The 26,803-nt window shown below is 72.8% G+C and carries 29 protein-coding genes and 1 pseudogene; 15 read left to right on the forward strand and 15 right to left on the reverse strand.

All coding sequences use genetic code 11. The annotated features are described in order from the left end of the window. Positions 1-14 precede the first annotated feature (14 nt). The 3 genes from ACZ6H8_RS14190 to ACZ6H8_RS14200 all read left to right on the forward strand — a co-directional run bounded on the left by ACZ6H8_RS14190 (position 15) and on the right by ACZ6H8_RS14200 (position 2,109). Positions 15-332, forward strand: coding sequence for a hypothetical protein (locus tag ACZ6H8_RS14190; protein ID WP_464147557.1), 318 nt, complete (start codon positions 15-17; stop codon positions 330-332). A gap of 80 nt (positions 333-412) precedes the next feature. Further along, positions 413-766: a PadR family transcriptional regulator gene (locus ACZ6H8_RS14195; protein WP_464147558.1), complete on the forward strand. Its 354-nt coding sequence runs from the start codon at positions 413-415 to the stop codon at positions 764-766. Beyond that, the gene (locus ACZ6H8_RS14200; RefSeq protein ID WP_464147559.1) at positions 763-2,109 is read left to right on the forward strand and encodes a hypothetical protein; all 1,347 of its coding nucleotides are present in this window, start codon (positions 763-765) and stop codon (positions 2,107-2,109) included. Before ACZ6H8_RS14195 ends, ACZ6H8_RS14200 begins: the two co-directional genes overlap by 4 nt. A 16-nt stretch (positions 2,110-2,125) precedes the next feature. Here the strand turns inward: ACZ6H8_RS14200 and ACZ6H8_RS14205 are convergent, their stop codons facing one another. The 5 genes from ACZ6H8_RS14205 to upp form a co-directional block, all read right to left on the reverse strand. Further along, positions 2,126-2,914: a DNA-formamidopyrimidine glycosylase family protein gene (locus ACZ6H8_RS14205; RefSeq protein WP_464147560.1), complete on the reverse strand. Its 789-nt coding sequence runs from the start codon at positions 2,912-2,914 to the stop codon at positions 2,126-2,128. A gap of 24 nt (positions 2,915-2,938) precedes the next feature. After that, positions 2,939-7,486, reverse strand: coding sequence for an ATP-dependent helicase (locus ACZ6H8_RS14210; RefSeq protein WP_464147561.1), 4,548 nt, complete (start codon positions 7,484-7,486; stop codon positions 2,939-2,941). Between the two features lie 270 nt (positions 7,487-7,756). Next, positions 7,757-8,806, reverse strand: coding sequence for an NAD(P)H-dependent flavin oxidoreductase (locus tag ACZ6H8_RS14215; RefSeq protein WP_464147562.1), 1,050 nt, complete (start codon positions 8,804-8,806; stop codon positions 7,757-7,759). Between the two features lie 160 nt (positions 8,807-8,966). Then, complete coding sequence (locus ACZ6H8_RS14220) at positions 8,967-9,680, reverse strand: winged helix-turn-helix transcriptional regulator (protein WP_464147563.1); 714 nt, start codon at positions 9,678-9,680, stop codon at positions 8,967-8,969. A 445-nt stretch (positions 9,681-10,125) separates the two neighbouring features. Beyond that, positions 10,126-10,761, reverse strand: a complete 636-nt coding sequence (upp, locus tag ACZ6H8_RS14225) for a uracil phosphoribosyltransferase (protein ID WP_464147564.1) — start codon at positions 10,759-10,761, stop codon at positions 10,126-10,128. Positions 10,762-10,816: 55 nt separating this feature from the next. Between upp and tadA the strand changes: the two genes are divergently transcribed. Then, entirely contained in the window at positions 10,817-11,311 is a 495-nt protein-coding gene (gene tadA / locus ACZ6H8_RS14230; RefSeq protein WP_464147566.1) for a tRNA adenosine(34) deaminase TadA, read from the forward strand. Here tadA and ACZ6H8_RS14235 read toward each other — a convergent pair. From ACZ6H8_RS14235 to ACZ6H8_RS14245, 3 genes are read right to left on the reverse strand one after another with little or no spacing between them, the layout of a single operon-like run. Then, positions 11,308-11,631 carry a hypothetical protein gene (locus tag ACZ6H8_RS14235; protein WP_464147568.1) on the reverse strand — a complete coding sequence of 108 codons (324 nt, stop codon included), beginning with the start codon at positions 11,629-11,631 and terminating at the stop codon, positions 11,308-11,310. The genes tadA and ACZ6H8_RS14235 overlap by 4 nt on opposite strands. A 26-nt stretch (positions 11,632-11,657) precedes the next feature. Further along, positions 11,658-12,098 carry a hypothetical protein gene (locus ACZ6H8_RS14240; RefSeq protein ID WP_464147569.1) on the reverse strand — a complete coding sequence of 147 codons (441 nt, stop codon included), beginning with the start codon at positions 12,096-12,098 and terminating at the stop codon, positions 11,658-11,660. 9 nt (positions 12,099-12,107) lie between these two features. After that, positions 12,108-13,070 carry a cation diffusion facilitator family transporter gene (locus ACZ6H8_RS14245; RefSeq protein ID WP_464147571.1) on the reverse strand — a complete coding sequence of 321 codons (963 nt, stop codon included), beginning with the start codon at positions 13,068-13,070 and terminating at the stop codon, positions 12,108-12,110. 24 nt (positions 13,071-13,094) lie between these two features. Between ACZ6H8_RS14245 and proC the strand changes: the two genes are divergently transcribed. Next, on the forward strand, positions 13,095-13,937 hold the full coding sequence (gene proC / locus ACZ6H8_RS14250) for a pyrroline-5-carboxylate reductase (RefSeq protein ID WP_464147572.1): 843 nt from the start codon (positions 13,095-13,097) through the stop codon (positions 13,935-13,937). A gap of 28 nt (positions 13,938-13,965) precedes the next feature. Here the strand turns inward: proC and ACZ6H8_RS14255 are convergent, their stop codons facing one another. From ACZ6H8_RS14255 to ACZ6H8_RS14265, 3 genes are read right to left on the reverse strand one after another with little or no spacing between them, the layout of a single operon-like run. Then, positions 13,966-14,346, reverse strand: a complete 381-nt coding sequence (locus ACZ6H8_RS14255) for a YchJ family protein (RefSeq protein ID WP_464147751.1) — start codon at positions 14,344-14,346, stop codon at positions 13,966-13,968. Continuing rightward, complete coding sequence (locus ACZ6H8_RS14260; protein ID WP_464147573.1) at positions 14,346-15,017, reverse strand: potassium channel family protein; 672 nt, start codon at positions 15,015-15,017, stop codon at positions 14,346-14,348. The genes ACZ6H8_RS14255 and ACZ6H8_RS14260 overlap by 1 nt, the downstream gene beginning before the upstream one ends. Then, complete coding sequence (locus ACZ6H8_RS14265) at positions 15,010-16,446, reverse strand: TrkH family potassium uptake protein (RefSeq protein WP_464147574.1); 1,437 nt, start codon at positions 16,444-16,446, stop codon at positions 15,010-15,012. Before ACZ6H8_RS14265 ends, ACZ6H8_RS14260 begins: the two co-directional genes overlap by 8 nt. A 175-nt stretch (positions 16,447-16,621) precedes the next feature. On the opposite strand from ACZ6H8_RS14265, the gene ACZ6H8_RS14270 reads away from it, so the two are divergent. The 3 genes from ACZ6H8_RS14270 (at position 16,622) to ACZ6H8_RS14280 (ending at position 17,823) form a co-directional block, all read left to right on the forward strand. Next, positions 16,622-17,218, forward strand: coding sequence for an ArsR/SmtB family transcription factor (locus ACZ6H8_RS14270; protein WP_464147575.1), 597 nt, complete (start codon positions 16,622-16,624; stop codon positions 17,216-17,218). 142 nt (positions 17,219-17,360) lie between these two features. Beyond that, entirely contained in the window at positions 17,361-17,459 is a 99-nt protein-coding gene (locus ACZ6H8_RS14275; protein WP_021011861.1) for a 30S ribosomal protein bS22, read from the forward strand. Between the two features lie 112 nt (positions 17,460-17,571). Continuing rightward, positions 17,572-17,823, forward strand: coding sequence for a glutaredoxin family protein (locus ACZ6H8_RS14280; RefSeq protein ID WP_464147576.1), 252 nt, complete (start codon positions 17,572-17,574; stop codon positions 17,821-17,823). 21 nt (positions 17,824-17,844) lie between these two features. On the opposite strand, the gene ACZ6H8_RS14285 is transcribed toward ACZ6H8_RS14280, so the two are convergent. Continuing rightward, positions 17,845-18,336 (reverse strand): magnetosome magnetite crystal formation protein family, encoded by a 492-nt coding sequence (locus ACZ6H8_RS14285; RefSeq protein ID WP_464147577.1) that lies wholly within the window; start codon positions 18,334-18,336, stop codon positions 17,845-17,847. A 32-nt stretch (positions 18,337-18,368) separates the two neighbouring features. Then, positions 18,369-19,670, reverse strand: a complete 1,302-nt coding sequence (gene aspS, locus ACZ6H8_RS14290; protein ID WP_464147578.1) for an aspartate--tRNA(Asn) ligase — start codon at positions 19,668-19,670, stop codon at positions 18,369-18,371. 102 nt (positions 19,671-19,772) lie between these two features. On the opposite strand from aspS, the gene ACZ6H8_RS14295 reads away from it, so the two are divergent. Next, entirely contained in the window at positions 19,773-20,081 is a 309-nt protein-coding gene (locus tag ACZ6H8_RS14295) for a biopolymer transporter Tol (RefSeq protein ID WP_464147579.1), read from the forward strand. A gap of 12 nt (positions 20,082-20,093) precedes the next feature. Here ACZ6H8_RS14295 and ACZ6H8_RS14300 read toward each other — a convergent pair whose 3' ends face one another. After that, positions 20,094-20,948: a lysostaphin resistance A-like protein gene (locus ACZ6H8_RS14300; protein WP_464147580.1), complete on the reverse strand. Its 855-nt coding sequence runs from the start codon at positions 20,946-20,948 to the stop codon at positions 20,094-20,096. A gap of 246 nt (positions 20,949-21,194) precedes the next feature. Between ACZ6H8_RS14300 and ACZ6H8_RS14305 the strand changes: the two genes are divergently transcribed. The 6 genes from ACZ6H8_RS14305 to ccsB all read left to right on the forward strand — a co-directional run bounded on the left by ACZ6H8_RS14305 (position 21,195) and on the right by ccsB (position 26,431). Beyond that, positions 21,195-21,731 carry a GIY-YIG nuclease family protein gene (locus ACZ6H8_RS14305; protein WP_464147581.1) on the forward strand — a complete coding sequence of 179 codons (537 nt, stop codon included), beginning with the start codon at positions 21,195-21,197 and terminating at the stop codon, positions 21,729-21,731. A 66-nt stretch (positions 21,732-21,797) separates the two neighbouring features. Next, positions 21,798-22,433, forward strand: coding sequence for a histidine phosphatase family protein (locus tag ACZ6H8_RS14310; RefSeq protein ID WP_464147582.1), 636 nt, complete (start codon positions 21,798-21,800; stop codon positions 22,431-22,433). Next, positions 22,433-23,023, forward strand: coding sequence for a TlpA family protein disulfide reductase (locus ACZ6H8_RS14315; RefSeq protein WP_464147583.1), 591 nt, complete (start codon positions 22,433-22,435; stop codon positions 23,021-23,023). Before ACZ6H8_RS14310 ends, ACZ6H8_RS14315 begins: the two co-directional genes overlap by 1 nt. Then, entirely contained in the window at positions 23,020-23,745 is a 726-nt protein-coding gene (locus ACZ6H8_RS14320) for a cytochrome c biogenesis CcdA family protein (protein ID WP_464147584.1), read from the forward strand. The genes ACZ6H8_RS14315 and ACZ6H8_RS14320 overlap by 4 nt, the downstream gene beginning before the upstream one ends. Continuing rightward, positions 23,726-25,477: a cytochrome c biogenesis protein ResB gene (resB, locus tag ACZ6H8_RS14325; protein ID WP_464147585.1), complete on the forward strand. Its 1,752-nt coding sequence runs from the start codon at positions 23,726-23,728 to the stop codon at positions 25,475-25,477. Before ACZ6H8_RS14320 ends, resB begins: the two co-directional genes overlap by 20 nt. A gap of 9 nt (positions 25,478-25,486) precedes the next feature. Further along, entirely contained in the window at positions 25,487-26,431 is a 945-nt protein-coding gene (gene ccsB, locus ACZ6H8_RS14330; protein WP_464147586.1) for a c-type cytochrome biogenesis protein CcsB, read from the forward strand. 67 nt (positions 26,432-26,498) lie between these two features. On the opposite strand, the pseudogene ACZ6H8_RS14335 reads toward ccsB, so the two are convergent. After that, positions 26,499-26,803: pseudogene (locus ACZ6H8_RS14335) on the reverse strand (hypothetical protein); the annotation flags it as partial.

Genomic DNA, 26,803 nt, shown 5'->3' on the forward strand with positions numbered 1-26,803 from the left:
GCGACGGTGAAGGCGTGGACATCCCCTCCGGCTCGATCGTGCGCGAGGCCGTCGTGCTCGTCGAGACGGTGCGCGTCGACGAGTACCTCGCGCACATGAGCGCCACGAGCTACGACCAGTACGTCGCCCTCGACGGCAACCTCGGCACGAGCATCGTCACGCGTGACCTCGGCGACGGTCGCAGCGAGGTCCGCGTGCTGTCGTGCTGGCGCGACGAGGCCGCGATCCGTGCGTTCGCGGGCGAGGCCATGGATGTCGCGCTCGCGTATCCCGACGACGACGAGTTCCTGCTCGAGCAGCCTCGTCGCGTCACGCACTGGTTGGCGCGCTGACGACGCGGAGCCGACTCGTCGGCACCACCCCATAGCGGGATGCTCCCGTGGCGGGTATGTTGCCATGCATGGCGCATCGCATGACCGAGTCGACCTTCTGGATCCTGACCTCGCTCGCCGACGGCAGACGGCACGGCTACGCGATCCTGCGCGACGTCGAGCGATTGAGCGACGCCGCCGTCGCCCTGCGCGTCACGACCCTCTACGCCGCCCTCGAGCGCATCGTGCGCGACGGCCTCGCGGTGGAGGCGGGCGAGGAGGTCGTCGATGGGCGTGCCCGCCGCTACTACGAGCTCGCCGACGCCGGCCGTGCGGCGCTCGAGCTCGAGACGGCCGCGCTCGAGGCGCGAGCGCGCGCGGCGCGCGGCAGGCTCGGAGCCCGCGTCGCGAGCACGATCGAGCCGGGAGCGATCGCGAGGGAGGCGCTCGCGTGAGCCCGCTGGAGCACCGCCTCCGCGCGCTGCTGCGCTGGTATCCGCGTGCGTGGCGGGAGCAGCACGGCGACGTCGTGCTCGCGATGCTGCTCGACGACGCGCAGGCGCGCGGGCTCGAGCATCCGTCGCGCGCCGACGCGTGGTCGATCCGCGCGCACGGTCTCGCCGAGCGGGCGACGCCGCGTGCGGCAGCCGTCGTCGCCGCCGCAGGCGTGCTGCTCGCAGCCGCCCTGCTCGGGCTGCGTCGACTGGTGTGGATGCTCTCGACGGACGCGTCGGGCATGCAGCTGGCCGACGACACCTGGATGCAGGTCGTCGCCATCGTCGGGAACGTGCTCGTCGCCACCCCGCTCGTCGCGATCGCGCTCCTCATGCTCGCCGCATGGCGGCGTGCCTCCCCACGAGCGCTCCTCGGCGCGTGCGTCGCCGTCGCGTCGGCCTCCGTGGTGGTCGTCTGCGCTGCGCTCTGGACGGTCGCGCATCCCGTCGTGGTGATCGACGCGAACGGCTTGATGAGCAGCACGACCGGCGTGCCGTCGGTCGAGGCGGTCGTCGCGGCGGTCGCGATCGTCGCGATCGGTCTCGTGCCGCTCGTCCGAGCGTGGGTGCCGTTGCGCGAGCAGCATCCGATCGGGTGGCCCATCGCGGTCGTCGGCGCGCTCGCGCTCACCGCCGTCGGCGTCGCGGTCGCGCAGACGTCGCTGCTGCCGTTCGTCGGCATCGCGATCGTGCTCCTCGTCGCCATGCGCGGCATGCGCAGGGTCGAGGCTGGGTCGGCGACCCTGCGCGAGCGGCCGACGTGGTCGCCGCTCGTCGTCGGGCTGCTGGCCGCCGTCACGATCGTCGTGGCGCTCCCGACGAGCGTGCTCGCGACCCTCGTGGCGCTCGACGCCGTCACCGTCGCCGACGCTGGCATGCGGCTCGTGGGCGCCGTCACCGTCGCGAGCGTCCTGGCGGTCGTCGCCGCGGTCGCGCTCGTGCTGCGCCCGCGTCTCGGCCACGTCGTGTGGGTGCCGGCGGCGGCGTTCGCGCTCGCGACCGGCGCGGCCGCTGCCGCTGCCGCGATGGACTCGGGCCGACCCGCGTACGGCCCGACGGTCGTCGTCGCCGCGGCCCTCTCCGGGCTCGGCATCGCGCTCGTCGTGCTGCTCGCGGCACCCGGCGGTGGGGTCGTCCGCACGGTCGCGGGCGTCGTGGTCGGTGCGAGCGCAGCGGCCCTGCTCGCGCAGCTGCTGCCGTACGCCGCGGCGGTGGCGTGGGTGCTCGCGGTCCCGCTCGTCGTCCTCGCGGTCCGCAGGATGCGCGGCGGCGTGGGCGGCGCTCCCGCAGCGGCGACGCCCTGACGCGCGTGGCCGCGCGCTACGGCTGGCAGACGGGGCAGCGGTAGGCGACGCGTTCCATCGTCGGCGGTCCGAGGTGCCCGCGTTCGATGCGGGTGCCGCAGCGGCGGCACGGCTCGTGCTCGCGGCCGTACACCCAGTACCGGTCGCGGCGCATCGAGCCCGTGAAGGTGCGCTCGACCCGGTCGCGGTTCGCCGCGATGATGCGGCGGGCGAGCGCGACCATGCCGGGCAGGTCGTCGACGTCGGCGACCGGTCGCCACGGCGACACGCCACGCAGGAAGCACAGCTCCGCGCGGTAGATGGTGCCGAGCCCTGCGAGGTTGCGCTGGTCGAGCAGGGCGACGCCGATCTCGCGGGCCGGGTCGCTCGCGAGGTTCGTCGCGGCGACCTGCGCATCCCAGTCGGCGCCGAGCAGATCGGGGCCGAGGTGGCCGACGACCGTGGACTCGTCGGCCGTTGGCACGAGATCCACCACGCCCAGCAGGAATCCCACGGTCTGCCACTGCTGGGTGTCGAGCACGGCGCGCGCCGTGTACGCGGGGCGCTGCCACCGCGTGCCCTGCCGGTACCGGTGCCACGAGCCGTCCATCTTCAGGTGCGTGTGCAGCGTCCACTCCGCGGCGTCCTGGTCGACGATGCGATGCAGGATGTGCTTGCCGCGTGCGACGACCTCGCGCACCGTGCCTCCTGCGAGATCGGCGGTGGCATGCTGCGGCACGCGCAGGTCGAAGCCGGTGAGCACCTGGCCGGCGAGGGCGTCGTGCAGCGAGTGCGCCGTGCGCCAGACGGTGTCGCCCTCAGGCATCGCGCATCCTGGTGATCGTCGGCGTCATCCGAGCCGCAGCCCCTTCGGTGTCTGCGCGAAGCCCGCCTCGCGCAGCACGGGGTCGAGCGTCGAGCCCAGCACGTCGGCGCCGTCGACGCGGTGCACGGCGATGCGGCCGAGCGGAGGCGCGACGGCCGCGAGGGATGCGGCTGCCGCGGCGAGGCGCGCTGGCTCCTCGTCGAAGGTGAGCAGCGTGCGGCCGCCGCGCTCGACGAACAGCGTCAGCGCTCCGTCGACGAGCGTCACGAGCGCCCCTGCCTTGCGTCCTGGCCGATGCCCCTCGTCGCGCTGCGGCCACGGCAGGGCCGCACCGTAGGGGTTCGCGGGGTCGGTCGCGGCGAACGTGCGCGCGACGAGCGGGGGAGCCTGGTCGGGGTCGACGCCGAACGCGCGCAGCCGGTCGACGGTCGCTGGCGTCGCGAACTGCGCGGCGCCGAGCCCGGCCACGAAGTAGCCGCGCCGCGTCTGCCCAGCCTCCTCGAGCTGCGTGAGCACGCGGTACGCGGCTGCGAACCCGCCCGGCACCTGCTCGGACTGCACGGCGCCGCGCGTGACGATGCCGTGACGCTCGAGCAGCTGCTCGGCGGCCGCGAGTCGCCGCACCGTGGCATCCGCCTCCGGCGCCGGCGTCAACGACCACCGGCCGCCGACCTCGGGTGCGGCGGTCTGCGTCGTGCCGCGCGGCCGCATCCTGCCCCGGTACGCGCGCGTGCGCGTCGGCTGCCGCGGTCGCCTCGACGCGCCGCCGGTGCGCACGCGCAGCGCGGCGAGGGTGTCGTTCGTGACGTGGCCGCCCCAGACGAGCTGCCACAGCGTCGCGGTGAGCTCGGCGTCGGGCACGTCGAGGCGCTGCTGCAGCTGGCGGAAGAACCAGCCGCCGCCGTCGCCGAGCGCCTCGAGCACCGCGGCCCCCGCCACGTCGGGCGCCTCCGCGGGCGCGTCGATCGTGAGGTGCGCCGTGTCGGCGAGGTGCAGGCGCACCCAGCCGTCGCTGCCCGCGATCGTGCCGTCGCCGCTCCACAGCACCTCGCCGGTGCTCGTGAGCTCGTCGAGCATCGACGGCTGGTAGTCGCGCACGCGGCTGGGCAGCACGAGCGACTCCCACGCGCTCGCAGGCACGGCGACCCCGGCGAGCTGCTCGACGACCTGCAGCACGCCGTCGACGCCGCGCAGCGAGCGATCGGCGTGCTGCCACACCGGCAGGAACCTCGCGAGCTGCTCGGGGTCGACGGGCTCGACCTCGCGGCGCAGCGCCGCGAGCGACCGCGATCGCAGCCGCGTGAGCACCTCGGCGTCGCACCAGTCGACGCCGATGGAGCCGGGCCGGAACTCGCCCTCGAGCACGCGCCGCGTGCCTGCGAGGCGCCGCAGCGCATCGTGCACGACGGCGACCCCGAGGCCGAGGGATGTCGCGGCGTCGCCGGGCTGGAATGGGCCGTGGGTGCGTGCGTACCTGCTGACGAGGTCGCCGACGGCGTCGTCGACGGGCGCGAGGTACGCCTCCGGCAGCCCGACGGGCAGGGGCACGCCGAGCGCATCGCGCAGGCGCGCGGCGTCCTCGACGACCGCCCATCGAGGTGCGCCGCCGATCGTGACCTGCATGATGCGCTGCTCGCGACGCAGCCCCTCGAGCACGGCGTCGAGGTCGACGTCGGCGATGGAGGCGGGATCCAGCCGTGCACGCAGGTCGTCGACGTCCATGGGTCCGAGCAGGCGCAGCAGGTCGACGGCGCCCTCGGCACCCTTGAGCCTGCGCTCGGGGTCGAGCCGCTGCAGCTGCGCCTCGGTCGTCGCGATGACGTCGGGGTCGAGCAGCTCGCGCAGCTCGGCCCGCCCCAGCAGCTCGGCGAGCATGGTCGTGTCGAGCGACAGCGCCGCGGCGCGGCGCTCGGCGAGCGGTGCGTCGCCCTCGTAGAGGAACGACGCGACGTAGCCGAACAGCAGCGAGCGCGCGAAGGGCGACGCGTCGGCGGTCTCGACCTCGAGGATGCGGATGCCGCGGCTGGCGATCGACGACGCGACCTCGCGCAGCGCGGGCACGTCGTAGACGTCCTGCAGCACCTCGCGCACCGTCTCGAGCACGATCGGGAACGACGGGTAGCGCCTGGCGACCTCGAGCAGCTGCGCGCCGCGCTGCCGCTGCTGCCACAGCGGCGAGCGGCGGCCAGGGTTGCGACGCGGCAGCAGCAGCGCGCGGGCCGCGCACTCGCGGAATCGCGACGCGAACAGCGCCGAGTCGCCGACGCGCTCGGTGATGATGGCCTCGAGCTCGTCGGGGTCGAAGACGAACAGCTCGGCTCCCGGCGGATCGGCGTCGGTGTCGGGCAGGCGCACGACGATGCCGTCGTCGGAGGCCATCGCGCCGCCGTCGAATCCGTGCCGCTCGCGGATGCGTGCCGTGATCGCGAGCGCCCACGGCTGGTGCACGCGGTTGCCGTAGGGGGAGTGCAGCACGACGCGCCAGTCGCCGAGCTCGTCGCGGAAGCGCTCGACGATGAGGGTGCGGTCGCTCGGCAGCTGGCCGGTGGCGGCGCGCTGCTCGGCGAGGAACGCCGTGAGGTTCTGCGCAGCCCGCGCGTCGAGCCCGGCCGCGGCGAGCCTCGCCGACGCGGCCTCCGCAGTCCACGCGCCCGCCTCGCGCAGGAACGCGCCGATCGCCGCGCCGAGCTCGGCGGAGCGGCCCATGGCGTCGCCCGTCCAGAACGGCACGCGACCCGGCTGTCCGAACGCGGGCGTCACGACGACGCGGTCGTGCGTGATGTCCTCGATGCGCCAGCTCGTCGCCCCCAGCGCGAAGACGTCGCCGACGCGCGACTCGTAGACCATCTCCTCGTCGAGCTCGCCCACGCGCCCCCCGCGCTCGGCCCCTGCGAGGAACACGCCGAACATGCCGCGGTCGGGGATGGTGCCACCGCTCGTCACGGCGAGGCGTTGCGCGCCCGGGCGTCCGGTGAGCGTGCCCGAGATGCGATCCCACACGACGCGGGGGCGCAGCTCGGCGAACTCGTCGGAGGGGTAGAGGCCGGAGACCAGGTCGAGCGTGGCCTCGTACGCGCTGCGCGGCAGCGACGCGAACGGTGCGCTGCGCCGCACGATCTCGAACCAGTCGTCGACGTCGACGGGACCGAGCGCCGTGTGCGCCACGGTCTGCTGCGCGAGGATGTCGAGCGGGTTCTGCGGCACGGCGATGCGCTCGATCGACCCCTCGCGCATGCGCTCGGTCGTGACGGTGGCGTGCACGAGGTCGGCGCGATGCTTGGGGAAGAGCACGCCGCGCGACACCTCGCCCACCTGGTGGCCTGCGCGGCCGACGCGCTGCAGGCCCGATGCGACCGACGGGGGCGACTCGACCTGGATCACGAGGTCGACGGCGCCCATGTCGATGCCGAGCTCGAGCGACGACGTCGCGACGACGCAGCGCAGCGTGCCGCGCTTGAGGTCGTCCTCGATCTGCGCGCGCTGCTCCTTCGACACCGAGCCGTGGTGGGCACGCGCGAGCACGGGCTCGGCGCCGGAGGTCTGCCCCGACTGGCCCATCATCTGGGCGGGGATGCGGTCGGCCGGCGGGGTGGGCGCGGCATCGCCCGCGTCGAGCGCGGCCTCCGCCTGCCGTTCGACCCAGATCTCGTTGAGCCGCGACGTGAGCCGCTCGGCGAGGCGCCGAGAGTTCGTGAAGACGATGGTGGAGCGCTGCTCGACGACCCGGTCGACGATCGCCTCCTCGACGTGCGGCCAGATCGACCGCTGCTGCACGTCGGTCTGGTCGGCCGTGGCCGTGCTGGCGGCGCCCTCGCGCGGAGGCGCGGAGCCGAGGTCGCTCATGTCGTCGACCGGCACGACGACCTGCAGCTCGACGCGGCCGCGCGACTCGGGGGCGACGATCGTCACGGGATGCGGGCCGCCGAGGAACCGTGCGACGGCCTCTGGCGGTCGCACGGTGGCGGAGAGCCCGATGCGCTGCGCCGGCCGTTCGAGCATGGCGTCGAGCCGCTCGAGCGACACGGCCAGGTGCGCGCCGCGCTTCGTGGAGGCGACGGCGTGGATCTCGTCGACGATGATCGTCTCGACCCCCGCGAGCGTCTCGCGTGCGGCGCTCGTGAGCATGAGGAAGAGCGACTCGGGCGTCGTGATGAGGATGTCGGGCGGCGTCTTCAGCAGCTGCCGCCGCTCGGCCTGCGGGGTGTCGCCCGAGCGCACCCCGACGGTGATGTCGGGCGGGGCGAGCCCCTGCTCCACCGCCGTGCGAGCGATGCCGACGAGCGGGCTGCGCAGGTTGCGCTCGACGTCGACGCCCAGCGCCTTGAGCGGCGACAGGTAGAGCACGCGCGTGCGACGCAGCGGGTCGTCGGGCTTGGGCTCGCGAGCGAGGCGGTCGATGGCGGTGAGGAACGCCGCGAGCGTCTTGCCGGAGCCCGTCGGCGCGATCACGAGCGCGCTGCCCCGATCGCGGCTCGCAGCCCACGCGCCCTCCTGTGCTGGCGTCGGCGCCGCGAACGCGCCACGGAACCACGCGGCGGTCGCGGGGCCGAAGGCGTCGAGGGCGTCGGGCATCCACCCATCCAATCCCACACGTGCGACACGGGCGCGGGCTTGCCAACCGGTCGAGTCTGGGTGCTGCGGACGTGCCAAGGGCCGGTCGAGTTCACTCGACCGGCCCCAGTCCCTTGCACCAGAGTGGATCTCGGATCACACCCTCCGCTGATGGCCACAGCACAACCATCAACGTGTCGCCCACGCTATAACGGATCGGTAACGAGCGGGGCATCAGCGGGCTGTGATTCTGCTGTGGACCCGAGCCGACGGATCGCGCGCGGCGCGTCGTCAGCGCTCGACGCCGCGCAGCAGCTCGGTGAGGACGTCTGCGGCGCTGCCGCCGCGTGCGAGGCCCGCGGACTGCCCCGCCCACAGCGACATGAGGCCCGCGACGTCCTGCTCCGCGGCCGCCGAGCGGAACCGGCCCGTGAGCCAGTTCTGGATGGGGAACGGGGCAGGCGCCGTCAGCTCGCGTGTGAGCCGATTCGCGATGCCGCGTGCGAGGCGACCGCTCGGCCCTCTCGTGAGCACCGTGTCCGTCGCACCTGCGCCGAGGATCGCCGCCCGGTACGAGTCGGGGGCTGCCGACTCGCGCGCGGCGAGGAACGCGGTGCCGACCTGCACGGCGGCGGCGCCGAGCGCGGAGGCGGCGCGCACGCCGCGCGCATCGGCGATGCCGCCCGCGGCGACCACCGGCACGTCGACGGCGTCGACGACCTGCGGCAGCAGCGCCATGAGCCCCACGAGCGAGTCCTCGGCGGCACGCAGGAACGACACGCGGTGCCCGCCGGCCTCCGAGCCGCTCGCGACGATCGCGTCGACGCCCGCCGACTCGAGCGCCACGGCCTCCTCGACGCTCGTCGCCGTGGCGATCACGGCGATGCCCGCTGCATGCGCCTGGGCCAGCAGCGCGGCGCTCGGGATGCCGAAGACGACGCTCAGGGCGGCGGGACGAGCCTCGAGCACCGCACCCAACTGCTCGTCGACGCTCGGCACGAAGCGCGCCGGTCGCTCGGGCGGCTGCACGCCGAGCTTCGCGAAGTAGGGCGAGAGGGCGTGCACGTGCGCGGCGAGCTCGGCGTCGGTGGGCGAAGGCTCGACCTCGCCGGGGATGGGAAGCCAGACGTTCAGCGCGAAGGGACGATCGGTCGCCGCCCGCAGCTCGCGTGCCGTCGCGGCGATGCGTGCGGCGTCGTAGCCGTAGAGCCCGAACGATCCGAGCCCACCGCCGTTCGACACCGCCGCCGTCAGCGCGACCGACGACATGCCGCCGAAGGCGCCCAGCACGATCGGATGCTCGACGCCGACGAGCGACGTGAATCGCGCGTCGGGGGTCATCGGATGCTCGCAGCGGCGTGGACGGGTGCGCTCGTGGTGCTCATCGCATCCACTGCATCACCTCCTGCGTCCGCGCCGCAACGGTCGAGTCCAAGGGAGTGGCTCGGCGTGGGCGCGGCCGACGCTGGGTGCGCGGGGCGGATGCCGCCCCGCCTGCCGGCTAGAAGCGGTCGGGCGAGGCGGCGTGCGGTGCGAGCACCGTCACGTCGGCGTGGCGGTCGAAGCGGTACCCGGCGCCGCGCACCGTGCGCACGATGTCGGCCCAGTCGCCGAGCTTCGCGCGCAGACGACGCACGTGCACGTCGATCGTGCGCTCGTTGGGGCGCGCCTCGTCGTCGCCGTCGGGCCACAGCGCGTCGATGATCTCGGTGCGCTCCACCGTGCGACCCTCGCGGAGCACGATGAACTGCAGCAGCTCGAACTCCTTGTAGGTGAGGGGTGCGATGTCGTCGCCGATCGCGACGCGCTTGCGCGACAGGTCGATCGTCACGTCGAGCGCGGGCTCCTCGACGGGCGTCTCCGCCTTGCGCAGCGAGGGATCCTGCAGGGCGCGACGCACGACGTCGACGTCGCGACCACCGGCTCCGGCAGGGGCGAGCGCGACGGCCGCGTGCGTCTGGGCGGAGGGGCTCAGGCGTGCCGTGAGGCGCTTGAGCTCGGAGACGAGCTCGGCGAGCTCGATGCCGTCGGCGTCCGAGGCGTCCTCGCCGAGGCCGACGTAGAGCACGAAGCCGCGCGCCTCGGTGCCTGCGGGCACCGCTCGCACGGGGGAGTGGCGGGCAGGCGCCTCAGCCGGCCGGGGTGCGAGGGCGAGGTTGCCGTCGGTGGCGATGGTGGACTGCTTGGACTGGATGTGGGTGATGGCGATGGACATCGCGGTGCCTTCCGGCTGGGCGTGCGACCGTGGTCGGTCTCGCACGCGAGGGTGTCGTGGTGCTGCAGACCCGAGGATGCTCGGGGAGCGGCTCGTCGTGAGCGCTCTGCGCCGACGTCAGCTCAGCGCTGCGACGGACGGGCGATGGTGCGGGGCGGTACGAGCCTCACGCACACATTCGACACATGGCGACGGCCGGCATCATCATGCCGGCATCTCCTCGGGCCACACGAGTGGTCGAGAGGAAGGGGGTCGTCGTCATGCGCACGATCCTTGCATCACACGCGCGAATCCGTCAACACGCGCGTGCCCCAACCATGACGAAGTGTGACGTCGTCGACGGTTGCGAGGTGCGCGTGCTGCGTTCAGGTGCCGTTGCACCAGCACCGTGCCCCCCCCCCCGCACCGCCGCCCCCGCACCTCGGAACGGACGACGCCGGGCGGGTCAGTCGACCGTGCCGTACAGGCGGTCCCCTGCGTCGCCGAGCCCCGGCACGATGTAGCCCTGCTCGTTCAGGCGCTCGTCGAGCGCACCCAGCACGAGCGTCACGTCGTGGCCGGCGACCTCGCGCTCGACCTTCGCGATGCCCTCGGGAGCGCCGAGGATGCAGATGGCCGTGACGTCGACGGCACCGCGGTCGAAGAGGAACTGGATCGCCGCGGCGAGCGAGCCGCCGGTCGCGAGCATCGGGTCGAGCACGAAGCACTGCCGATCCGACAGGTCGTCGGGGAGGCGCTCCGCGTACGTGTACGGCTGCAGCGTCTCCTCATTGCGAGCCATGCCCAGGAAGCCGACCTCCGCCGTCGGCAGCAGCTGCATGAGGCCGTCGAGCATGCCGAGGCCCGCGCGCAGGATGGGCACGACGAGCGGGCGCGGCTCGGCGATCGCCACGCCGACCGTCGAGGTGACGGGCGTCTCGATGCGCTTGTCGACCACGCGGACGTTGCGGGTCGCCTCGTATGCGAGCAGCGTCATGAGCTCGTTCGTGAGGGCGCGGAACGTGGGCGACGGCGTCTCGCGGTCGCGCAGCACCGTGAGCTTGTGCGTGATGAGCGGATGGTCTGCCACGTGCACTCGCATAGGCTCAGGCTACCGATCCGAGCGCCCTCCCGGGGCCGCGACCGCAGGAGTCCGCGTGCGTCATGCAGCAGAGCACGAGGCGTGGATGCGTCTCGCGATCGCCGAGGCGCGAGCCGCGGCCGCTGTCGATGCGGGTGGCCGGGCCGACGTGCCCGTCGGCGCCGTGCTCGTGGGGCCGGATGGCGCGGCGCTCGCGACGGGCCGCAACGAGCGCGAGCTGCACGACGACCCCACCGCGCACGCCGAGGTCGTCGCGATCCGCGCCGCCGCGGCTGCGCGCGGCGACTGGCACCTCGACGACTGCACGCTCGTCGTCACGCTCGAGCCGTGCCCGATGTGCGCGGGTGCGATCCTCGCCGCTCGCATCCCGCGCGTCGTCTTCGGGGCGTGGGACGAGAAGGCGGGCGCTGCCGGCAGCGTGCTCGACGTGCTGCGCGAGCGCAGGCTGCCGCAGCGGGCCGAGGTCGTGGCAGGCGTGCTCGAGGCGGAGTGCGCGAGCCTGCTCGTGGGGTTCTTCGACGAGCGCAGGCGCCAGACGCAGCAGCCCTAGCGGGCGCGCCCGTCGGCGCCGTCCGCCTCGCCTGCCCCGTCCGCGTCACCGGCGTCGCCCTGGCGGTCCAGGTCGTCGGCGCGATGCGGCCAGTCCGGCTCGCCGGGGATCTGCGACTCCTCGCCAGCCTCCTCGCGCTGCTCCCGCTCGAGGCGTGCTGCGTGCTCGGTGGGCCGCCACACCTCGTCGACCACGCCGAAGCCGGCGGGGATGGTGCCGCGCACCCGCTGCCGCTCGCGCTCGCGGCGGTGCAGCCGCGGCACGAGCGCCACGATGACGACGATGCCCACGACGAGCACGACCCACGGCAGCCACTCCATCGTCAGCCCTCAGCCCGTGCGGTCCGTCAGCGCCACAGCGTCGCGACGAGCAGGTTCACGAACGCGAGCCCGCCCGCGACGTGGAAGAGCGGCTTCAGCCGCGAGTCGTCGACGACCCCCACGACGCCCTGGCCGCCCGCGACCTGCGCGATGCCGCCGTCGGCGGTCGCGACGAGGCCGGCACGCTGCGACTGCAGGCCGCGCTGCCGCAGGAAGCCGACGAGCGCCGCGACGAACACCGCGACGGCGATGAGCGTCTTGATGCCGAGCTTCATGTGGTTCGGCTCGTCGAAGGCGATCTGCAGCCCGTAGAGGGCGACGCCGCTCACGAGCTGGATGCTCGCGCCCAGCAGCATGAGCGAGAAGCGGAACCCGAGCCTCGCACGCAGCTGCACCAGGAACGTGCCGACGAGCAGCGAGACGCCGATGAGGTGCGTGGCGACGAGCAGGCTGTAGACGATCTCCATCTCGCGCTCCTAGTTGCCGCTCTGGATGACGATGTGGTCGGTCGACGGTGCGATGTCTGGCTTCGCGACGTAGATGTCGGGCTCGATGTAGATGACGCGCGCGACGGGCACCACCTCGCGCACATGGCGTTCGAGCGCGTCGATCGATCGTGCGACGTCCTCGACGTTCGACGTCGGCGGGAACGCGACCTTCGCGGCGACCATGAGCTCGTCGGGACCGAGGTAGAGCGTCTTCATGTGGATGACGGCCTCGACGTCGTCCGAGTCGTTGATGGCGGCGAGGATGCGCCGGTGGTCGTCGGGCGTCGCGCCCTCGCCGATGAGCAGCGACTTCATCTCGATCGCGAGGATGATCGCGACGACGATGAGCAGGACGCCGATCGCGAGGGTGCCGATGGCGTCGAACGTCGGGTCGCCCGTCACGACGGAGAGGCTCACCGCGGTGAACGCGAACACGAGGCCCGTGAGGGCGGCGACGTCCTCGAGCAGGATCACCGGCAGCTCCGGCGATCGCGAGGTGCGGATGAACGCCCACCAGCCAGCCTTGCCGCGCACGAGGTTCGACTCCTTCACCGCGGTGCGGAGGCTGAACGACTCGAGCACGATCGCGATGCCCAGCACGAGCAGCGGGATCCACGCGTTCTCGAGCTCGTGCGGCTCCCGCAGCTTGTCGATGCCCTCGAGGATCGAGAAGAGCCCGCCGACGGAGAAGAGGATGAGGGCCACGACGAACGCCCACACGTAGCGTTCGCGGCCGTAGCCGAACGGGTGCTCCTGGTCGGCCTTGCGCTTCGCGAGTCGGCCGCCGAGCAGCAGGAGCAGCTGGTTCACGGAGTCGGCGAACGAGTGGATCGCCTCCGCGAGCATCGACGCGGACCCCGACAGGAGCCACGCGACGAGCTTCGTGATGCCGATCCCCGTGTTGGCGAGGAACGCGGCGATCACCGCCTTCGTGCCATGGGATTCGCTCACGGCCGCGAGTCTACGCTTGGCGGCATGACCTCCTCGCTGCCGTCCATCGCCATCCTCGGAGCAGGCTCGATGGGGGGTGCGATCCTCGCGGGGCTCGCGGCGGACGGGTCTGCGGCGTCGCTGACGGCCACGAATCGGTCGCGAGCGAAGGCGCAGGCTGCGGCTGCCGATGGCGTGCGCTCGATCGCGTTGGAGGACGAGCCCCGCGGCAACGTCGATGCCGCCGCGTCGGCCGAGGTCGTCGTGCTGGGCGTCAAGCCGTACATGATCGCCGATCTGCTCGCCGAGATCGCGCCGTCGCTGCGGCCGGGCACGGTCGTCGTGTCGCTCGCCGTCGGCACGACGTGCGCGGCCATGGAGGCGCTGCTGCCGGACACGGTGGCGGTCGCGCGGGCGATGCCGAACACGCCGACGCACGTGGGTCGCGGCGTGACGGGCGTCGCGGGCGGCGCGCGCGCGACGGAGGCGCAGGTGGCGCTCGCGGCGCGCGTGTTCGAGGTCGTCGGCGAGGTGCTCGTCGTCGACGAGTCGCAGATCGACGCGGTCTCGACGATCTCCGGGTCGGGCCCCGCGTACGTGTTCCTGCTCATGGAGGCCCTCACGGGTGCCGCCGAGCGGCTGGGCTTCACGCCGCAGCAGGCGGCGACGATGGTGCAGGAGACGTTCGCGGGTGCGAGCGCGCTGCTCGCCGACGCCGCGCAGCGAGAGCCGGGCATCGAACCCGCCGAGCTGCGCCGCCGGGTGACGAGCCCGAAGGGCACGACGGAGCAGGCGATCGGCGTGCTGCAGGAGGCCGACCTCGGGGCGCTCTTCGACCGTGCGGCGGCTGCCGCAGCCGCACGCGCTGCGGAGATCGCCGCGTCCTGACGCCGTTCGCCGCGGCCGCGGGATCCCCTCAGGCCAGCTGGTCGCCGTCGACGTACCGCCACGCGTCGTCGCGCACGAAGCGAGAGCGCTCGTGCACCACGAAGCGCTCGCCGTCCTCGACGTACGACGCGCGGAACGTGACCGTGCCTGCCCGGTCGAAGGGGCCTCCCGCATCGGTCGCCTCGATCTCGAGGCCGATCCATCGCTCGTCGCCCGATTCGATCGATGCAGGCCGCGTCGAGGGATGCCACGACCGGCGCAGCCAGTCGGGGCGGCGCAGCGCGAACGCCGAGTACCGCGAGCGCATGAGCGCCTCCGCCGTCGGGGCGAGGCGCGCGCCGTCGTGCACGGGCTCGCAGCACTCCGCGTAGGGCAGGCCCGTCGAGCACGGGCAGCGCCGCGCGGCCATCACGCCCCGAGCGACGCGAAGCGCTCGATGTCGGCCTGGTTACCGGAGATGATGACGAGATCGTGCGCCGACACGACCGTCTCGGGCGTCGCGTACGTGAACGCGCCTCCCGGGCTCTTCACGCCCACGACGGTCAGGTTGTACTTCGAGCGGATGCGCGACTGGGCCAACGGCACGTCGCGCAGATGCTTCGGCGGGTACATCTTCACGATCGCGAAGTCGTCGTCGAACTGGATGTAGTCGAGCATGCGGCCGGAGACGAGGTGCGCGACGCGCTCGCCGGCCTCCGCCTCGGGGTAGACGATGTGGTTCGCGCCGATGCGGGACAGGATCTTGCCGTGCGACTGGCTGATGGCCTTCGCCCAGATCTGCGGGATCTTCAGATCGACGAGGTTGGCGGTGATGAGCACCGACGCCTCGATCGACGAGCCGACGGCGACGACGGCGATCGCGAACTCCTGCGCACCCACCTGGCGCAGCGCGTCGATCGAGCGTGCGTCGGCCTGCACGGTGTGCGTGAGGCGCTCGGACCACTTCTGCACGAGCGAGATGTCGTCGTCGATCGCGAGCACCTCGCGGTCGAGGCGTGCGAGCTGCCCTGCGGTGGCGGCGCCGAAGCGGCCGAGGCCGATGACGAGCACGGGGGCATCGTGCGGGATGCGCTCAACCAACGATCGGCCTCTCCTCGGGGCGGGTGAACAGCTGCGTCGACTGGCTCGCCGCCAACGCCGCGGCGAGCGTCACACTACCGATGCGGCCGACGAACATGGTCGCGGCGAGCACGGCCTTCGCCGCCCACGGCAGGTCGCCGTGCGTGAACCCCGTCGAGAGGCCGCACGTCGCGAAGGCGCTGATGACGTCGAAGAGCACGTATGCGAGCGGCTCGCCCGTGATCGACAGCAGCGCGATCGTCGAGACGGCGACGATCGTCGCGCCCCACAGCACGACCGAGACGGCCAGGCGCAGCACGTCGGAGGGGATGCGCCTGCCGAAGGCCTCCATCGACTGGCGTCCGCGGGCCTCGGCGACCGCTGCCAGGAACAGGATCATGATCGTCGTGACCTTGATGCCACCCGCCGTCGATGCGGAGCCGCCGCCGACGAACATGAGCATGTCGGTCACGAGCAGGCTCGACTGGTTCATCTGCCCGAGGTCGAACACCGCGAAGCCGCCGGAGCGCGACATCGTCGACATGAAGAACGCCTGCAGCAGCTGCTGCCCGATGTCGTCGTCGCCCCAGGTCGCCGCGTTGCCCCACTCGAGCAGGAGGTAGGCGAGGCCGCCGAGCACGAGCAGCGCCACCGAGCCGACGAGCGTGAGCTTGACGTGCAGGTTCCAATGCCGCGGGTGGCCGAGGTTGCGCAGCAGGACGAAGTAGACGGGGAAGCCGAGGGCGCCGACGAACACGCCGAGCATGATGACGCCCAGGAACCACGGGTCGGTCGCGTAGGGCTCGAAGCCATCGACGGTCGGCACGAACCCGGAGTTCGTGAATGCCATGAACGCCCAGTAGACCGACTCGTAGAGCGCCTCGAGCGGGGGAGCGCCCGTGAGGAGGATGCGCGGGAAGAGCAGCGCGATGAGCACGGCCTCGATCGACAGCACCGACAGGGCGATGATGCGCAGCAGCCCGCCCACGTCGCCGAGTCGGATGGCCTGCCCCTCCTTCACGACGCCCTTGCGCACGCGCGACGGATTCGTGTCGCCCGCGGCCATGAGCCGCTGCTTGAGGCCGAGCCTGCGTGCGACCGTGAGGCCGAGGAGCGACGCGAGCGTGAGGACGCCGATGCCGCCGACCTGCACGCCGACGAGCACGAGCGCGTTGCCGAACGGGCTCCAATGGGTCGCCATGTCGACGGTCGTGAGCCCGGTGACGCAGATGACGCTCACGGCGGTGAAGAGGGCGTCGACGAACGATGCGGGCGGCTCGTCGTCGCGCGTCGCGAGCGGCGTCATGAACAGCAGCGTCCAGACGATGTTGATCATCGCGAACACGACGATCGCGAAGCGCGCGGGGTACTGGCTCGCGAACGCCTCGACGCGATCACGGGCACGCGTCAGCAGCGGGTCCGCGTCCCGCCTCGCTGCCGGCTGCGACATGCCGCTCCTCGTGAGTCGTGCACCGGGCGGTGCGCACCCGAGCGTAGACCTGCCTGGTGATGGTGCGGTGCAGGCCGTCGCACCTGGCCGTCGCATCGGGTCGCCGCACCCCGAACGCGCGCCTTCGCTCGTCGCGCGTTGGACGTGACGCATGCCGCGCTGGCAATATGTCGCCATGGCCGACATCTTCAGCGTGATCGCCGATGCCACGAGGCGCGAGATCCTCGGCGTGCTGCTCGATCGCCGATCGACGACGGGCGAGGCGAGCGTGAGCGAGATCGTCGAGGCGCTCGGGGTGGCGCAGCCGACGGTGTCGAAGCATCTCAAGACGCTGCGCGACGTGGGGCTCGTCGACGTGCGCGAGGAGGGCCAGCACCGCTTCTACCGCATCGATCCCGCGCCGCTCGACGAGGTCGACGACTGGCTCATGCCGTTCGTCTTCGCCGGCGACGACCAGGGGCACGAGGGCGGGCTCGGTGCCGCCGCCTTCGCGGCGTGGGCGGGCGCGAACGTCTCGTTCAAGTCGGCTGCCGAGCAGGCGCGCACGGCCGCCGAGCAGGCGATCGACCGCGCGAACGCCGTGCTCGACGACCCCACGCCCGTCGGGGAGTCGCTGGGGCGCCGTGTCGCGGACGCCGCGCATGAGGCGCGGCAGCGGGCCTCCGAGCTGCAGACGTGGGTCGACGAGCTGCAGGCGCGCATCGACGAGCGTCGCGGGGGCGCGTCGCGCGCGATCGAGCAGGCTCGCGACCGCCTGCGCCGCAAGGACTGATCCCTCTCCTGCGTCGCCGTGCGACGGGCAGCCTCCACCGGATGCATCGGGGGTCTGCGCGTGCGATACGCTGGTGGGCAGTGTTCTCCCGCGGCCCCGCGGTCGAGAGACGTCACGACATCGACGAAAGCGAGGGACCGCAATGGGTTCGGTCGTCAAGAAGCGCCGCAAGCGCATGGCCAAGAAGAAGCACCGCAAGCTGCTGCGCAAGACGCGTCACCAGCGTCGCAACCGCAAGTAGCGACCGCGTCGACACAGCGCTCGTCACCCGTGGGTGCCGGGCGCTTCGTCGTGTGCGGGCGCCGTGACGGCGTCGTCGACGGCACCGGAGCGCATCCGCCTACGCTGGAGCGATGCTCGAGGTCACGTTCGTCGCGAAGCCCGGCTGCCACCTGTGCGACGTCGCGAGGCCCGTCGTCGCGGGCGTGGTCGCGGAGTTCCCGGGAGCCGTGACGCTCGTGGAGCTCGACATGATGCAGGATGCGGCGCTCGCAGAGCGGTGGAGCGAGGACGTGCCGGTCGTGCTCGTCGACGGTCGTCCGCACGCATCGTGGCGCGTCGATGCCGACCGGCTCCGCGACCGCATCCGACGCGCGCTCGGCTGAGACGCCTGGAGGCGCCCCCGCTCAGGCGACGGGCTTGAAGAAGCGGATCGCGCCCCAGGGCCGGTGCACCTCGCCGCGGCCGGCCTTCGTGCCGCCGAGGATCATGTGCACGATCGTCGCGACGCCCGACACGACGAGCAGCAGGAACCAGATGCCGATGCCCGTCATCGCCGCCACGGCCTCGCGGTCGTCGGAGAGGATCGTGACGAGCACGGCGGGCAGCACCGTCAGCAGGCCGCCGCCGACGACGATCGTCGCGAACGTCAGCTGCCAGTTCGCGGCCTGCCGCGACACCTCCGCCGCGAAGCCGCCGCGCGAGCGCAGCCGCACGTGCGTGACGACGACCGCGACCCACGCGACGATCTGCGACACGATCGGCACCGGCACGAGGTAGGCGAAGCCGATCCACCACGCCATCGCGCCCGTCACCGGCACCGCGTGCTGCTGCGGCTCGGGGCCGCCGACCGCGCCGGCCGCGACCTCGAACCGATCCTGCTGCTCTGGCGTCGTCATGTGGAGGAGCCCCGATCGAACGAAGGTCGGCGTCAGGGCTCGAGGCGCGTCGGCCCGCGGAACAGGAAGGTCGTCTCGCGGATCGACGGGAGACCGAGCATGAGCATCACGACGCGCGCCAGGCCCATGCCGAAGCCACCGTGCGGCGGGGTGCCGTAGCGGAAGAAGTCGAGGTAGCCCTCGATCTCGGCCGGGTCGACGCCCTTGTCGCGCGCCTGGCGCTCGAGCACCTCGATGCGGTGCTCGCGCTGCGCGCCCGTCGCGATCTCGGTGCCCTTGTAGAGCAGGTCGTACGACCGGGTCCCGCCGTCGCCGGAGCGCATGTGGTAGAACGGCCGCACCGTGTCGGGGTAGTCGGTGACGAACACGAAGTCGTGCCCGAGCGTCTCGGCGACGTGGGCGCTCACCTGGCGCTCCGCCTCAGGGTCGAGGTCGCCGTCGGCGCGCTCGATCGTGTGGCCGCGCGACTCGACGATCTGCTTCGCCTCGGCGTGCGTGATGCGCGGGAACGGCAGCGTCGGCACCTGCAGCTCGACGCCGAACGCCTCTCGCACCTCGTCGCCGAAGCGCTCGACCACGGCGGTCAGGGCATCGGCGAGCAGCGCCTCGTGGTGGGCGATGACGTCGTCGTGGCTGTCGATCCACGACAGCTCGGCGTCGACCGACGTGAACTCCGTCGCGTGCCGCGAGGTGAACGACGGGTCGGCGCGGAAGGCCGAGGCGATCTCGAAGATCTTGCCGAAGCCGGCCGACTGGGCCATCTGCTTGAACAGCTGCGGGCTCTGCGCGAGGTACGCGGTCGTCTCGAAGTACGGCACCTCGAACAGCTCGGCGCGCGACTCCGACGGCGAGGCCATGAGCTTCGGCGTGTGGATCTCGATGAAGCCCTCGTCGACCCACCGCTGGCGGAAGGCGTGCTCGATGGCCGTCTGCACGCGGAAGATCAGCTGCGCCTCGGGGCGGCGCAGGTCGAGGAAGCGCCAGTCGAGGCGCTTGTCGATGCCGGTGTCGGCATCGATGGGGGAGTCGAGCGCCGCCGTCTCGACGACGAGCGAGGCGACCTTGACCTCGAGGCCGCCGAGCTTCACGCGCTCGTCGTGCTTCAGCTCGCCCTCGACCGTCACGAACGAGCCGTGCATGAGCGCCGAGATCGTCGCCGCGGCGTCGGCCGTGTCGTCGTTCACGGGGTTCACGAGCTGCGCGGAGCCTGACTCGTCGCGCAGGATGACGAACTGCACCCGCTTCTGATCGCGCACCGTCTCGACCCATCCCTGGACCTTGACGGGTCCGGCGTCGTGGGCGGAGAGGTCGGCGATGAGGGTGCGTGCAGTCACCCGTACAGCCTACGGGCGTGCGCGGATCGCGCATCCCGCATCGTCGGACGGGCGTCTGTCCACCCCTCGCGCCATGCGTCGTACGCGCGCGAGCATCCCCTCATGCCCGACGACGACGCGACCGACGCCGAGCGCTGGCTCGTCATCGACGGACGACGCTGGCGCCGCACCGATCCGTCGCTGCCCGACGACGTGCAGATCGCGTTGCGCTCGCACCTCGGCTCGGCGCGGTCGGCGGTGCGCGCCGGGAAGCGCGCGGGCGACGAGCAGGCGGTCACGGCAGCACGTCGCCGCGTCGACCTCGCCAAGCATGGGCTCGGCGAGCGCGGCCCGCGGTGGTGGGACGAGCAGGAGGCCGACCGCCTGGCCCGCGCGCAGGACGCGATCCGCACGCTCGAGACCCTCGCGTGACCCTGCGGGTGCTCACGACAGCAGGTGCGCTGCGACGCCCCAGCCGTTGACGATCACGTGCGCTGCGACGATCGCGACGAGGTTGCGGTAGCGCCACCACAGCACGCCCATGAGCAGCCCGAACGATCCTTGGCTCACCACGACGCGGGCGACGTCGAGCAGCGGCTCGCCGGTGCCGTGCGAGCCCAGATGCATGAGCGCGAAGGCGAGCGATGCGACCGCGATGCCGGGCCAGGCGCCGAGGCCCGCCTCGAGCCTGGTCTGCAGCCATCGGCGGTACAGCAGCTCCTCGCCGATGCCTGCGGTGAGGGCGGTCGCGGTCGCGGCGACGACGAGCGTCGCGGGGTCGATGCCGCCGAGGTCCGGCGGCGGATTCCACGGCGCCACCTGCGACAGCAGCGTCCATGCGGCCACGACGATGGCAGGCGCCCACCACCGCCACGAGCCGCGTGCACGATCGATGCGCACGCCGTGCACGAGGCCGACGACGATGGCGGGGACGACGATGAGCAGCGCGAGCTTCGCGAGCACGTACCACTCGCCGCGGCCGAGTCCCAGCGTGCCGACGACGACGGGGAAGGCGGCGGCGAGCGCGAGCAGCGTCCACGTCGACGCGCGGTGCCGCGCGCGACCCGCGACGACGGCACGCTGCGCCGGTGCGGATGGCGGCAGTGCGAGCGTCAGCGCGATGCCGACGACGGCGGGCAGCAGCACGACCCACCACGGCACGACGGGCGCGCCGGGATCGGACGACGTCGGCGAGCCCTGCGGCAGCGCGATGAGCACGGTCGCGAGCGACGCGGCGGCGAGCGCACCGCACGCCATGAGCAGGGCGCGGCCGGCGCGGGGGGCGCGGTTCTCGGTCATCCGCCCAGCCTCGACGGATGCGCGCGACCCTGCATCCGCCGAACGATGGACGGCGTCGACCCGCGGCGTCAGCCCGCGGCGTCAGCCCGCGGCGTTGCTCGCGACGATCGCGCCGTGCGTCCGACTGCCGAGTCCGAGAGCGGGCACGACGTGACGCTCAGCGGGCCGCCGAGGGAGCATTCCCCTCGGAGGTGCGCTGAGCGTCACCTCGTGCACGGCGTCGGCGGTGTCGCGTAGCGTCGCCGCATGCCTGGATCCGCCTGCCTCGTGCCCGGATGCGGTGCGCAGGCCGAGGCGCAGGCGCTCGTCGCGCTGTGCGCGCACCACCTGGCGCTCGCGGCGGACTCGACGCCGCGCGAGGACGTGCTGCCGCATCCGTGCCTCGTCTGCGGCGGGCGCATCGGCGTGCGGCTCGAGGCCGGCACGGTGTGCGCGACGTGCGAGTGGGTGCACGGCGCCGTGCCCGACGGCGATCTGCCGATGCCGCGCGTCGACGTCGTCTACTACGTGCGCTTCGACGACCGCGTGAAGATCGGCACGACCGCGAACCTGCGCCAGCGGCTCGGCGCCATCTGGCATCAGGAGCTCGTGGCGCTCGAGCGCGGGGATCGCGAGCTCGAGCATCGCAGGCACGTCGAGCTGTCGGCCTCGCGCATCGGCCGCACCGAGTGGTTCCGCCTCGACGACGCGGTCGCCGCGCACCTCGACGTCGTCGCAGGCGGTCGCGACCCGTGGACGCTGCACGCGCGGTGGCGCAGCGAGGCGCTCGCGCTGCGCGGCTGAGCCCGCCGCGCCGCGGCCGGCCGAGGGCGGTCGGGAGGCATAGGCGCGCTCGGTACCATTGCGGCCATGCCCGCTCGTCTGCATCTGGTGCGTCACGGCGAGGTCGACAACCCCGAGCGCATCCTCTACGGACGCCTCCCCGGCTACCCCCTCACCGAACGCGGCCACCGCATGGCGGCGATCGCCGCCGAGAGCGTCGACCGCCCCGTCGCCCGCGTCTACGCCAGCCCCCTCGGGCGCGCCCAGCAGTCGGCGGCGCCGTGGGTGCAGCGCGCTGGCGTCGCGCTGCGCACCGAGCACCGCATCATCGAGCCGGTCAACGCGTTCGAGGGCAAGACGCTCGCGAGCATCCGCGCCCTGCGCGATCCTCGGATGCTGCGGCTCGTGTGGAACCCGTTCCTGCCGACGTGGGGCGAGCCGTACCGCGCGATCGTCGCACGCGTCACGGCGGCGATGACCGATGCGCTCGACGAGCTCGCCGAGTCCGGCGACGACGGCGACGTCGTCTTCGTCAGCCACCAGGCGCCCATCTGGATCACGCACCGGCATCTCGCGGGCCAGCGGCTGTGGCACGACCCGCGCGGACGTCGGTGCGCCCTGTCGTCCATCACGTCGTTCGAGCGCGTCGGCGACCGCCTCGTCGAGGTCGGCTACGACGACCCCGCCGCATCGATCGACGCCATCGACCTGGGAGCAGTGTGATGCGCAGGCCCCGCCACCTCGCGACCACGGTCGCCGTCGTCGCCGCCGCAGCGGTCGTCGTGCTCTCCGGCTGCGCATCCGACGACGGCGTCGCGAACGAGGGCGACACCGGCTACGTCTCCGGCAGCGGCGCCGTGCAGGAGTTCCCCGCGAGCGAGCGCCAGCAGGCGCCCGGCTTCGGCGGCACGCTCTCGAACGGCGAGGAGTGGTCGTCCGACGACCACGCGGGCGAGGTCATGGTCGTGAACTTCTGGTACGCCGCATGCCCGCCGTGCCGCGTCGAGGCTCCCATGCTCGCCGACCTCGCGACCGAGTACGACGACGACGTCACGTTCATCGGCGTCAACGTGCGCGACGGCGCCGCGCAGGCCGAAGCCTTCGACGAGCGCTTCGGCATCCCCTACGAGTCGATCCTCGACGCCGACAGCGGCACCGTGCAGTACGAGTTCGTGCACGCGGGCACCATCACGCCGACCGCGGTGCCGACGACGCTCGTCATCGCCGCCGACGGCACGATCGCCGCACGCGTCGTGGGTGCGCTGCCTGACGCGAGCATCCTCGCGACGATCCTCGACGACGAGCTCGGATGACCGATCCGATCCTGAACGGGCAGCTGCTGCTGGCGATGCCGATCGCGCTGCTCGCCGGCGTCATCGCGTTCGCATCGCCGTGCGTGCTGCCGCTCGTGCCCGGCTACCTCGGCCTCGTCTCGTCGCTCGCAGGCGGCAAGGACTCGCGGCGAAGGCTGCTGCTGGGCGTCGCACTGTTCGTCGCGGGCTTCACCCTGGTGTTCGTGCTCGGCTCGTTCGTCGTGGGTGCGTCGGCCGAGTTCCTGCTGCGCTACCGCGACGTGCTCATGCGCGTGCTCGGCGGGGTGCTCGTGGTCATGGGGCTCGTGTTCGTCGGGCAGCTCACGGTGCTGCAGAAGGTGTGGAAGCCGCGGCAGGTGCGTGCGGGCGGCATGTGGGCGGCGCCGCTGGTGGGCATCGTCTTCGCCGTCGGGTGGACGCCGTGCATCGGCCCCACGTTCGCGGCCATCAGCGTGCTCGCCCTCGACTCGGGCACCGCGTGGCAGGCGGCGCTGCTCGGCCTCGTCTACTCGCTGGGCCTCGGCATCCCGTTCCTCGTCATCACGCTCGGGTTCGGCTGGGCGTCGAAGGCCGTGGGGTGGGTGCGCCGCAACATCCGCGCCGTCAACGTCGTCGGCGGCGGCATCCTGATCCTGCTCGGCATCCTCATGCTCTCCGGCGTGTGGATCCGGGTGTCCGACTTCTTCCAGGGATGGGTGGGCGATGTCGTCACGATCCTCTGACGCCTCGAAGGCGGAGCGCGCCGAGCGTGCCGCCGCCGAGAAGGTCCGCAGGGACGACGCCGGGCACGACCCGATGCGCCCCTCCGACCACGTCGACGCAGCCCCGCAGCGCGAGCCGGCGGGCGGCGGCCCGCGCCTGGGCCCCGTCGGCTGGCTGCGGTTCGCGTGGCGGCAGCTGACGAGCATGCGCACGGCGATCGTGCTGCTGCTCATGCTCGCCCTCGCCGCCGTGCCTGGCAGCCTCGTGCCGCAGCGGTCGAGCGACCCGAACGGCGTCATCGCGGTGCGCGAGGCGAACCCCGACCTCATCTGGCTGTACGACGCGCTGCAGCTGCACGACGTGTACACGAGCCCCTGGTTCTCGGCCATCACGATCCTGCTGCTCGTGTCGCTCGTCGGCTGCGTCATCCCGCGCATGCGCCACCACTGGGCTGCGATGCGGGCGAGGCCGCCGAAGACGCCGGCGCGGCTGTCGCGGCTCGTCGGCTTCCAGACCGTGCCGGGCGCCGCCGCCGACGTCGATCGCGCCGAGGGCGTGCTGAAGCGCCTCGGCTACCGCACCGAGCGCTACGGAGACTCGGTGTCGGCGGAGCGCGGCTACCTGCGCGAGACCGGCAACCTCGTCTTCCACGGCTCGATCGTCGTCATCGTCCTCGCGATCGTCGCCGGCAGCGGCTTCGGATTCCAGAGCCAGCGGCTCGTCGTCGAGGGCGAGGGGTTCTCGCTCGCGGGCGCGAGCCTCGACACGCTCAACCTGGGGCAGTGGGTCACGGCCGACGACCTGCCCGCGTTCGGCGTGCACCTCGACGAGCTCGACGTCGTGTACGAGAGCATCAACCCCGACGCGATCGGGCAGCCGCTCGACTTCACCGCGTTCGTGCAGGTCACCGAGGACGGCGAGACGCACCCTGGGCAGATCCGCGTCAACGAGCCGCTGCAGGTGCAGGGCACCGACCTGTACCTCATCTCCAACGGGTACGCGCCGGAGGTGACGGTGACCGACGCCGAGGGCACCGTCGTGTTCCACGAGATCGTGCCGTTCCTCGCGGGCGAGGACCCGATGATGTCGAGCCTCGGCGTCATCAAGGTGCCGGATGGCCTCGCCGAGCAGGTCGGCTTCCAGGGCTTCTTCTACCCGTCGGCGGCGCAGCTCGACACCGGCGCGTACGCGTCGTACTACCCCGATCTGCTCAACCCGCTGCTGACGCTGCAGGTGTACACGGGCGACCTGGGTCTCGACTCGGGCATCCCGCAGTCGGTGTACCAGCTCGACACGGAGGAGATGACGCAGGTCGCCGGCCGCGACGTCGACGAGCCGTCGCTGCTCATCGGCCCCGGCGAGACCGTCGAGCTGCCGGACGGCCTCGGCACGATCTCGTTCGACGGCATCCGCCGCTACGCCGTGATCGACGTGCACCGCGACGTGACGCAGGGATGGGTGCTCGGCGGCGCGATCGCGCTCGTCGCCGGCTTGCTCGCGAGCCTGCTCATCCCGCGTCGTCGCCTGTGGGTGAAGGCGACGGATGCCGGGCTCGAGCTCGCAGGTCTCGCACGCGGCGAGGATCCGCGGCTCGAGGGCGCCGTCGACGACCTGGCGCGCAGGCTGCGCGGCGACGATCCCAGCGGCGAGCCCGCCGGGTCGGCCGCCGACGCCCCACCACCGGCTGCGCCGGAGCGCCCGGGGTCAGCCTCGACGGACCCCGCCGCCGACGCAGACGACCAGCGGAAGTAGGATCGGCTCATGCCCGACGTCTCGTGGGACTCGTACTCCCTGCTCGCCGTGTACTCGGCGATGGCCGTGTACGCGATCGCCTTCATCGTGTTCGCGCTCGATGTCGTGCGCCGACGCGAGCCCGCCGAGGTCCGCGAGCGCGAGCTCGTCGCCGCAGGCGGCGCGAGCGCGACCACGGCGGGATCCACCGCGAAGGCTGGCGGGTCGGCAGCGACCGGCGGGCGCAGCCTCGCCCGCGTCGGCTTCGCGCTCACGGTGCTCGGCTGGCTGCTGCACGTGGCGGGAGCCGTCATGCGCGGCCTCGCCGCCGGGCGCGTGCCCTGGGCGAACATGTACGAGTTCGCGCTCACGTCGATCGGCATCATCGTCGGCATCTTCGTGTTCGCGCAGCTGTGGCGCGACCTGCGCTTCCTCGGCGTCTACATCACGGGCCTCGCGACGCTGTTCCTCGGCGTCGCGACCGTCAACTTCTACGTGTCTCCGACGCCGCTGCCCCCTGCGCTGCAGTCGTACTGGCTCGTGATCCACGTGTTCGTGGCGGCGCTCGGCACGGGCTTCTTCGCGCTCGGCTCGGGCCTGAGCATCCTGCAGCTGCTGCGCTCGCGCGCCTCGGGCCTCGCGTTCGTCGACCGCCTGCCGGGCGCCTCCGCGCTCGAGGACCTCTCGTACCGTGTGAGCGTCGTCGGCTTCATCTTCTGGACGTTCACCCTCATCGCCGGCGCCGTCTGGGCCGAGGCGGCGTGGGGCCGCTACTGGGGCTGGGACACGAAGGAGGTGTGGACGTTCGTCATCTGGGTCGTCTACGCCGGCTACATCCACGCCCGCGCGACGCGCGGCTGGCGCGGCACGCGCTCCGCGTGGCTGCAGCTCATCGGCTTCGCGGCGATCCTGTTCAACTTCACGATCGTCAACGTCTACTTCAAGGGCCTGCACACCTACTCCGGCCTGGAGTGATCCGCGGCGCGGATGCCGGCGCCGATCTCGAGCGCCCCGGGCATCGCGTCTGCGGCACGACGCGTCGTCAGCCCTCGGCGGCCTCGAGCACGGCGTAGGCGGCCACGAGCCGGTCGCGCCACCACGTCGCGCGCTCCTCGGATCCGGCGTGCCACGAGAGGCGGTGCTCGTCGACGGCGAGCCTGCCGACCGGGATCGACCCTCCGACGGGCACGAGGGGGCCAGCGACGTCGGCCTCGAGCAGCGCTGCGGTGCCGAGGCCGCAGTCGTACGGCAGCTGCGGCAGCGCCGCGGCGAGCGCCGCGCCCTGCGACAGCCCCACCGACGTGTCGAGCGCGCTCGGTGCAGTGGATGCGGTGGTCTCGATCGGCC

This window comes from Agrococcus sp. AC640b, assembly GCF_979255995.1.

What these genes read in the sequence shown, in the direction of transcription:
- ACZ6H8_RS14220 (WP_464147563.1), bottom strand. Translation starts at nt 9,680, where the DNA reads ATGTCCATCGCCATCACCCACATCCAGTCCAAGCAGTCCACCATCGCC.
- ACZ6H8_RS14310 (WP_464147582.1), top strand. Translation starts at nt 21,798, where the DNA reads ATGCCCGCTCGTCTGCATCTGGTGCGTCACGGCGAGGTCGACAACCCC.
- ACZ6H8_RS14210 (WP_464147561.1), bottom strand. Translation starts at nt 7,486, where the DNA reads ATGCCCGACGCCCTCGACGCCTTCGGCCCCGCGACCGCCGCGTGGTTC.
- ACZ6H8_RS14305 (WP_464147581.1), top strand. Translation starts at nt 21,195, where the DNA reads ATGCCTGGATCCGCCTGCCTCGTGCCCGGATGCGGTGCGCAGGCCGAG.
- resB (WP_464147585.1), top strand. Translation starts at nt 23,726, where the DNA reads ATGTCGTCACGATCCTCTGACGCCTCGAAGGCGGAGCGCGCCGAGCGT.
- ACZ6H8_RS14265 (WP_464147574.1), bottom strand. Translation starts at nt 16,446, where the DNA reads ATGTCGCAGCCGGCAGCGAGGCGGGACGCGGACCCGCTGCTGACGCGT.
- ccsB (WP_464147586.1), top strand. Translation starts at nt 25,487, where the DNA reads ATGCCCGACGTCTCGTGGGACTCGTACTCCCTGCTCGCCGTGTACTCG.
- ACZ6H8_RS14255 (WP_464147751.1), bottom strand. Translation starts at nt 14,346, where the DNA reads ATGGCCGCGCGGCGCTGCCCGTGCTCGACGGGCCTGCCCTACGCGGAG.
- ACZ6H8_RS14315 (WP_464147583.1), top strand. Translation starts at nt 22,433, where the DNA reads ATGCGCAGGCCCCGCCACCTCGCGACCACGGTCGCCGTCGTCGCCGCC.
- proC (WP_464147572.1), top strand. Translation starts at nt 13,095, where the DNA reads ATGACCTCCTCGCTGCCGTCCATCGCCATCCTCGGAGCAGGCTCGATG.
- ACZ6H8_RS14320 (WP_464147584.1), top strand. Translation starts at nt 23,020, where the DNA reads ATGACCGATCCGATCCTGAACGGGCAGCTGCTGCTGGCGATGCCGATC.
- ACZ6H8_RS14275 (WP_021011861.1), top strand. Translation starts at nt 17,361, where the DNA reads ATGGGTTCGGTCGTCAAGAAGCGCCGCAAGCGCATGGCCAAGAAGAAG.
- ACZ6H8_RS14215 (WP_464147562.1), bottom strand. Translation starts at nt 8,806, where the DNA reads ATGACCCCCGACGCGCGATTCACGTCGCTCGTCGGCGTCGAGCATCCG.
- ACZ6H8_RS14280 (WP_464147576.1), top strand. Translation starts at nt 17,572, where the DNA reads ATGCTCGAGGTCACGTTCGTCGCGAAGCCCGGCTGCCACCTGTGCGAC.
- ACZ6H8_RS14300 (WP_464147580.1), bottom strand. Translation starts at nt 20,948, where the DNA reads ATGACCGAGAACCGCGCCCCCCGCGCCGGCCGCGCCCTGCTCATGGCG.
- ACZ6H8_RS14285 (WP_464147577.1), bottom strand. Translation starts at nt 18,336, where the DNA reads ATGACGACGCCAGAGCAGCAGGATCGGTTCGAGGTCGCGGCCGGCGCG.
- ACZ6H8_RS14295 (WP_464147579.1), top strand. Translation starts at nt 19,773, where the DNA reads ATGCCCGACGACGACGCGACCGACGCCGAGCGCTGGCTCGTCATCGAC.
- ACZ6H8_RS14195 (WP_464147558.1), top strand. Translation starts at nt 413, where the DNA reads ATGACCGAGTCGACCTTCTGGATCCTGACCTCGCTCGCCGACGGCAGA.
- ACZ6H8_RS14240 (WP_464147569.1), bottom strand. Translation starts at nt 12,098, where the DNA reads ATGGAGATCGTCTACAGCCTGCTCGTCGCCACGCACCTCATCGGCGTC.
- ACZ6H8_RS14205 (WP_464147560.1), bottom strand. Translation starts at nt 2,914, where the DNA reads ATGCCTGAGGGCGACACCGTCTGGCGCACGGCGCACTCGCTGCACGAC.
- ACZ6H8_RS14235 (WP_464147568.1), bottom strand. Translation starts at nt 11,631, where the DNA reads ATGGAGTGGCTGCCGTGGGTCGTGCTCGTCGTGGGCATCGTCGTCATC.
- upp (WP_464147564.1), bottom strand. Translation starts at nt 10,761, where the DNA reads ATGCGAGTGCACGTGGCAGACCATCCGCTCATCACGCACAAGCTCACG.
- ACZ6H8_RS14270 (WP_464147575.1), top strand. Translation starts at nt 16,622, where the DNA reads ATGGCCGACATCTTCAGCGTGATCGCCGATGCCACGAGGCGCGAGATC.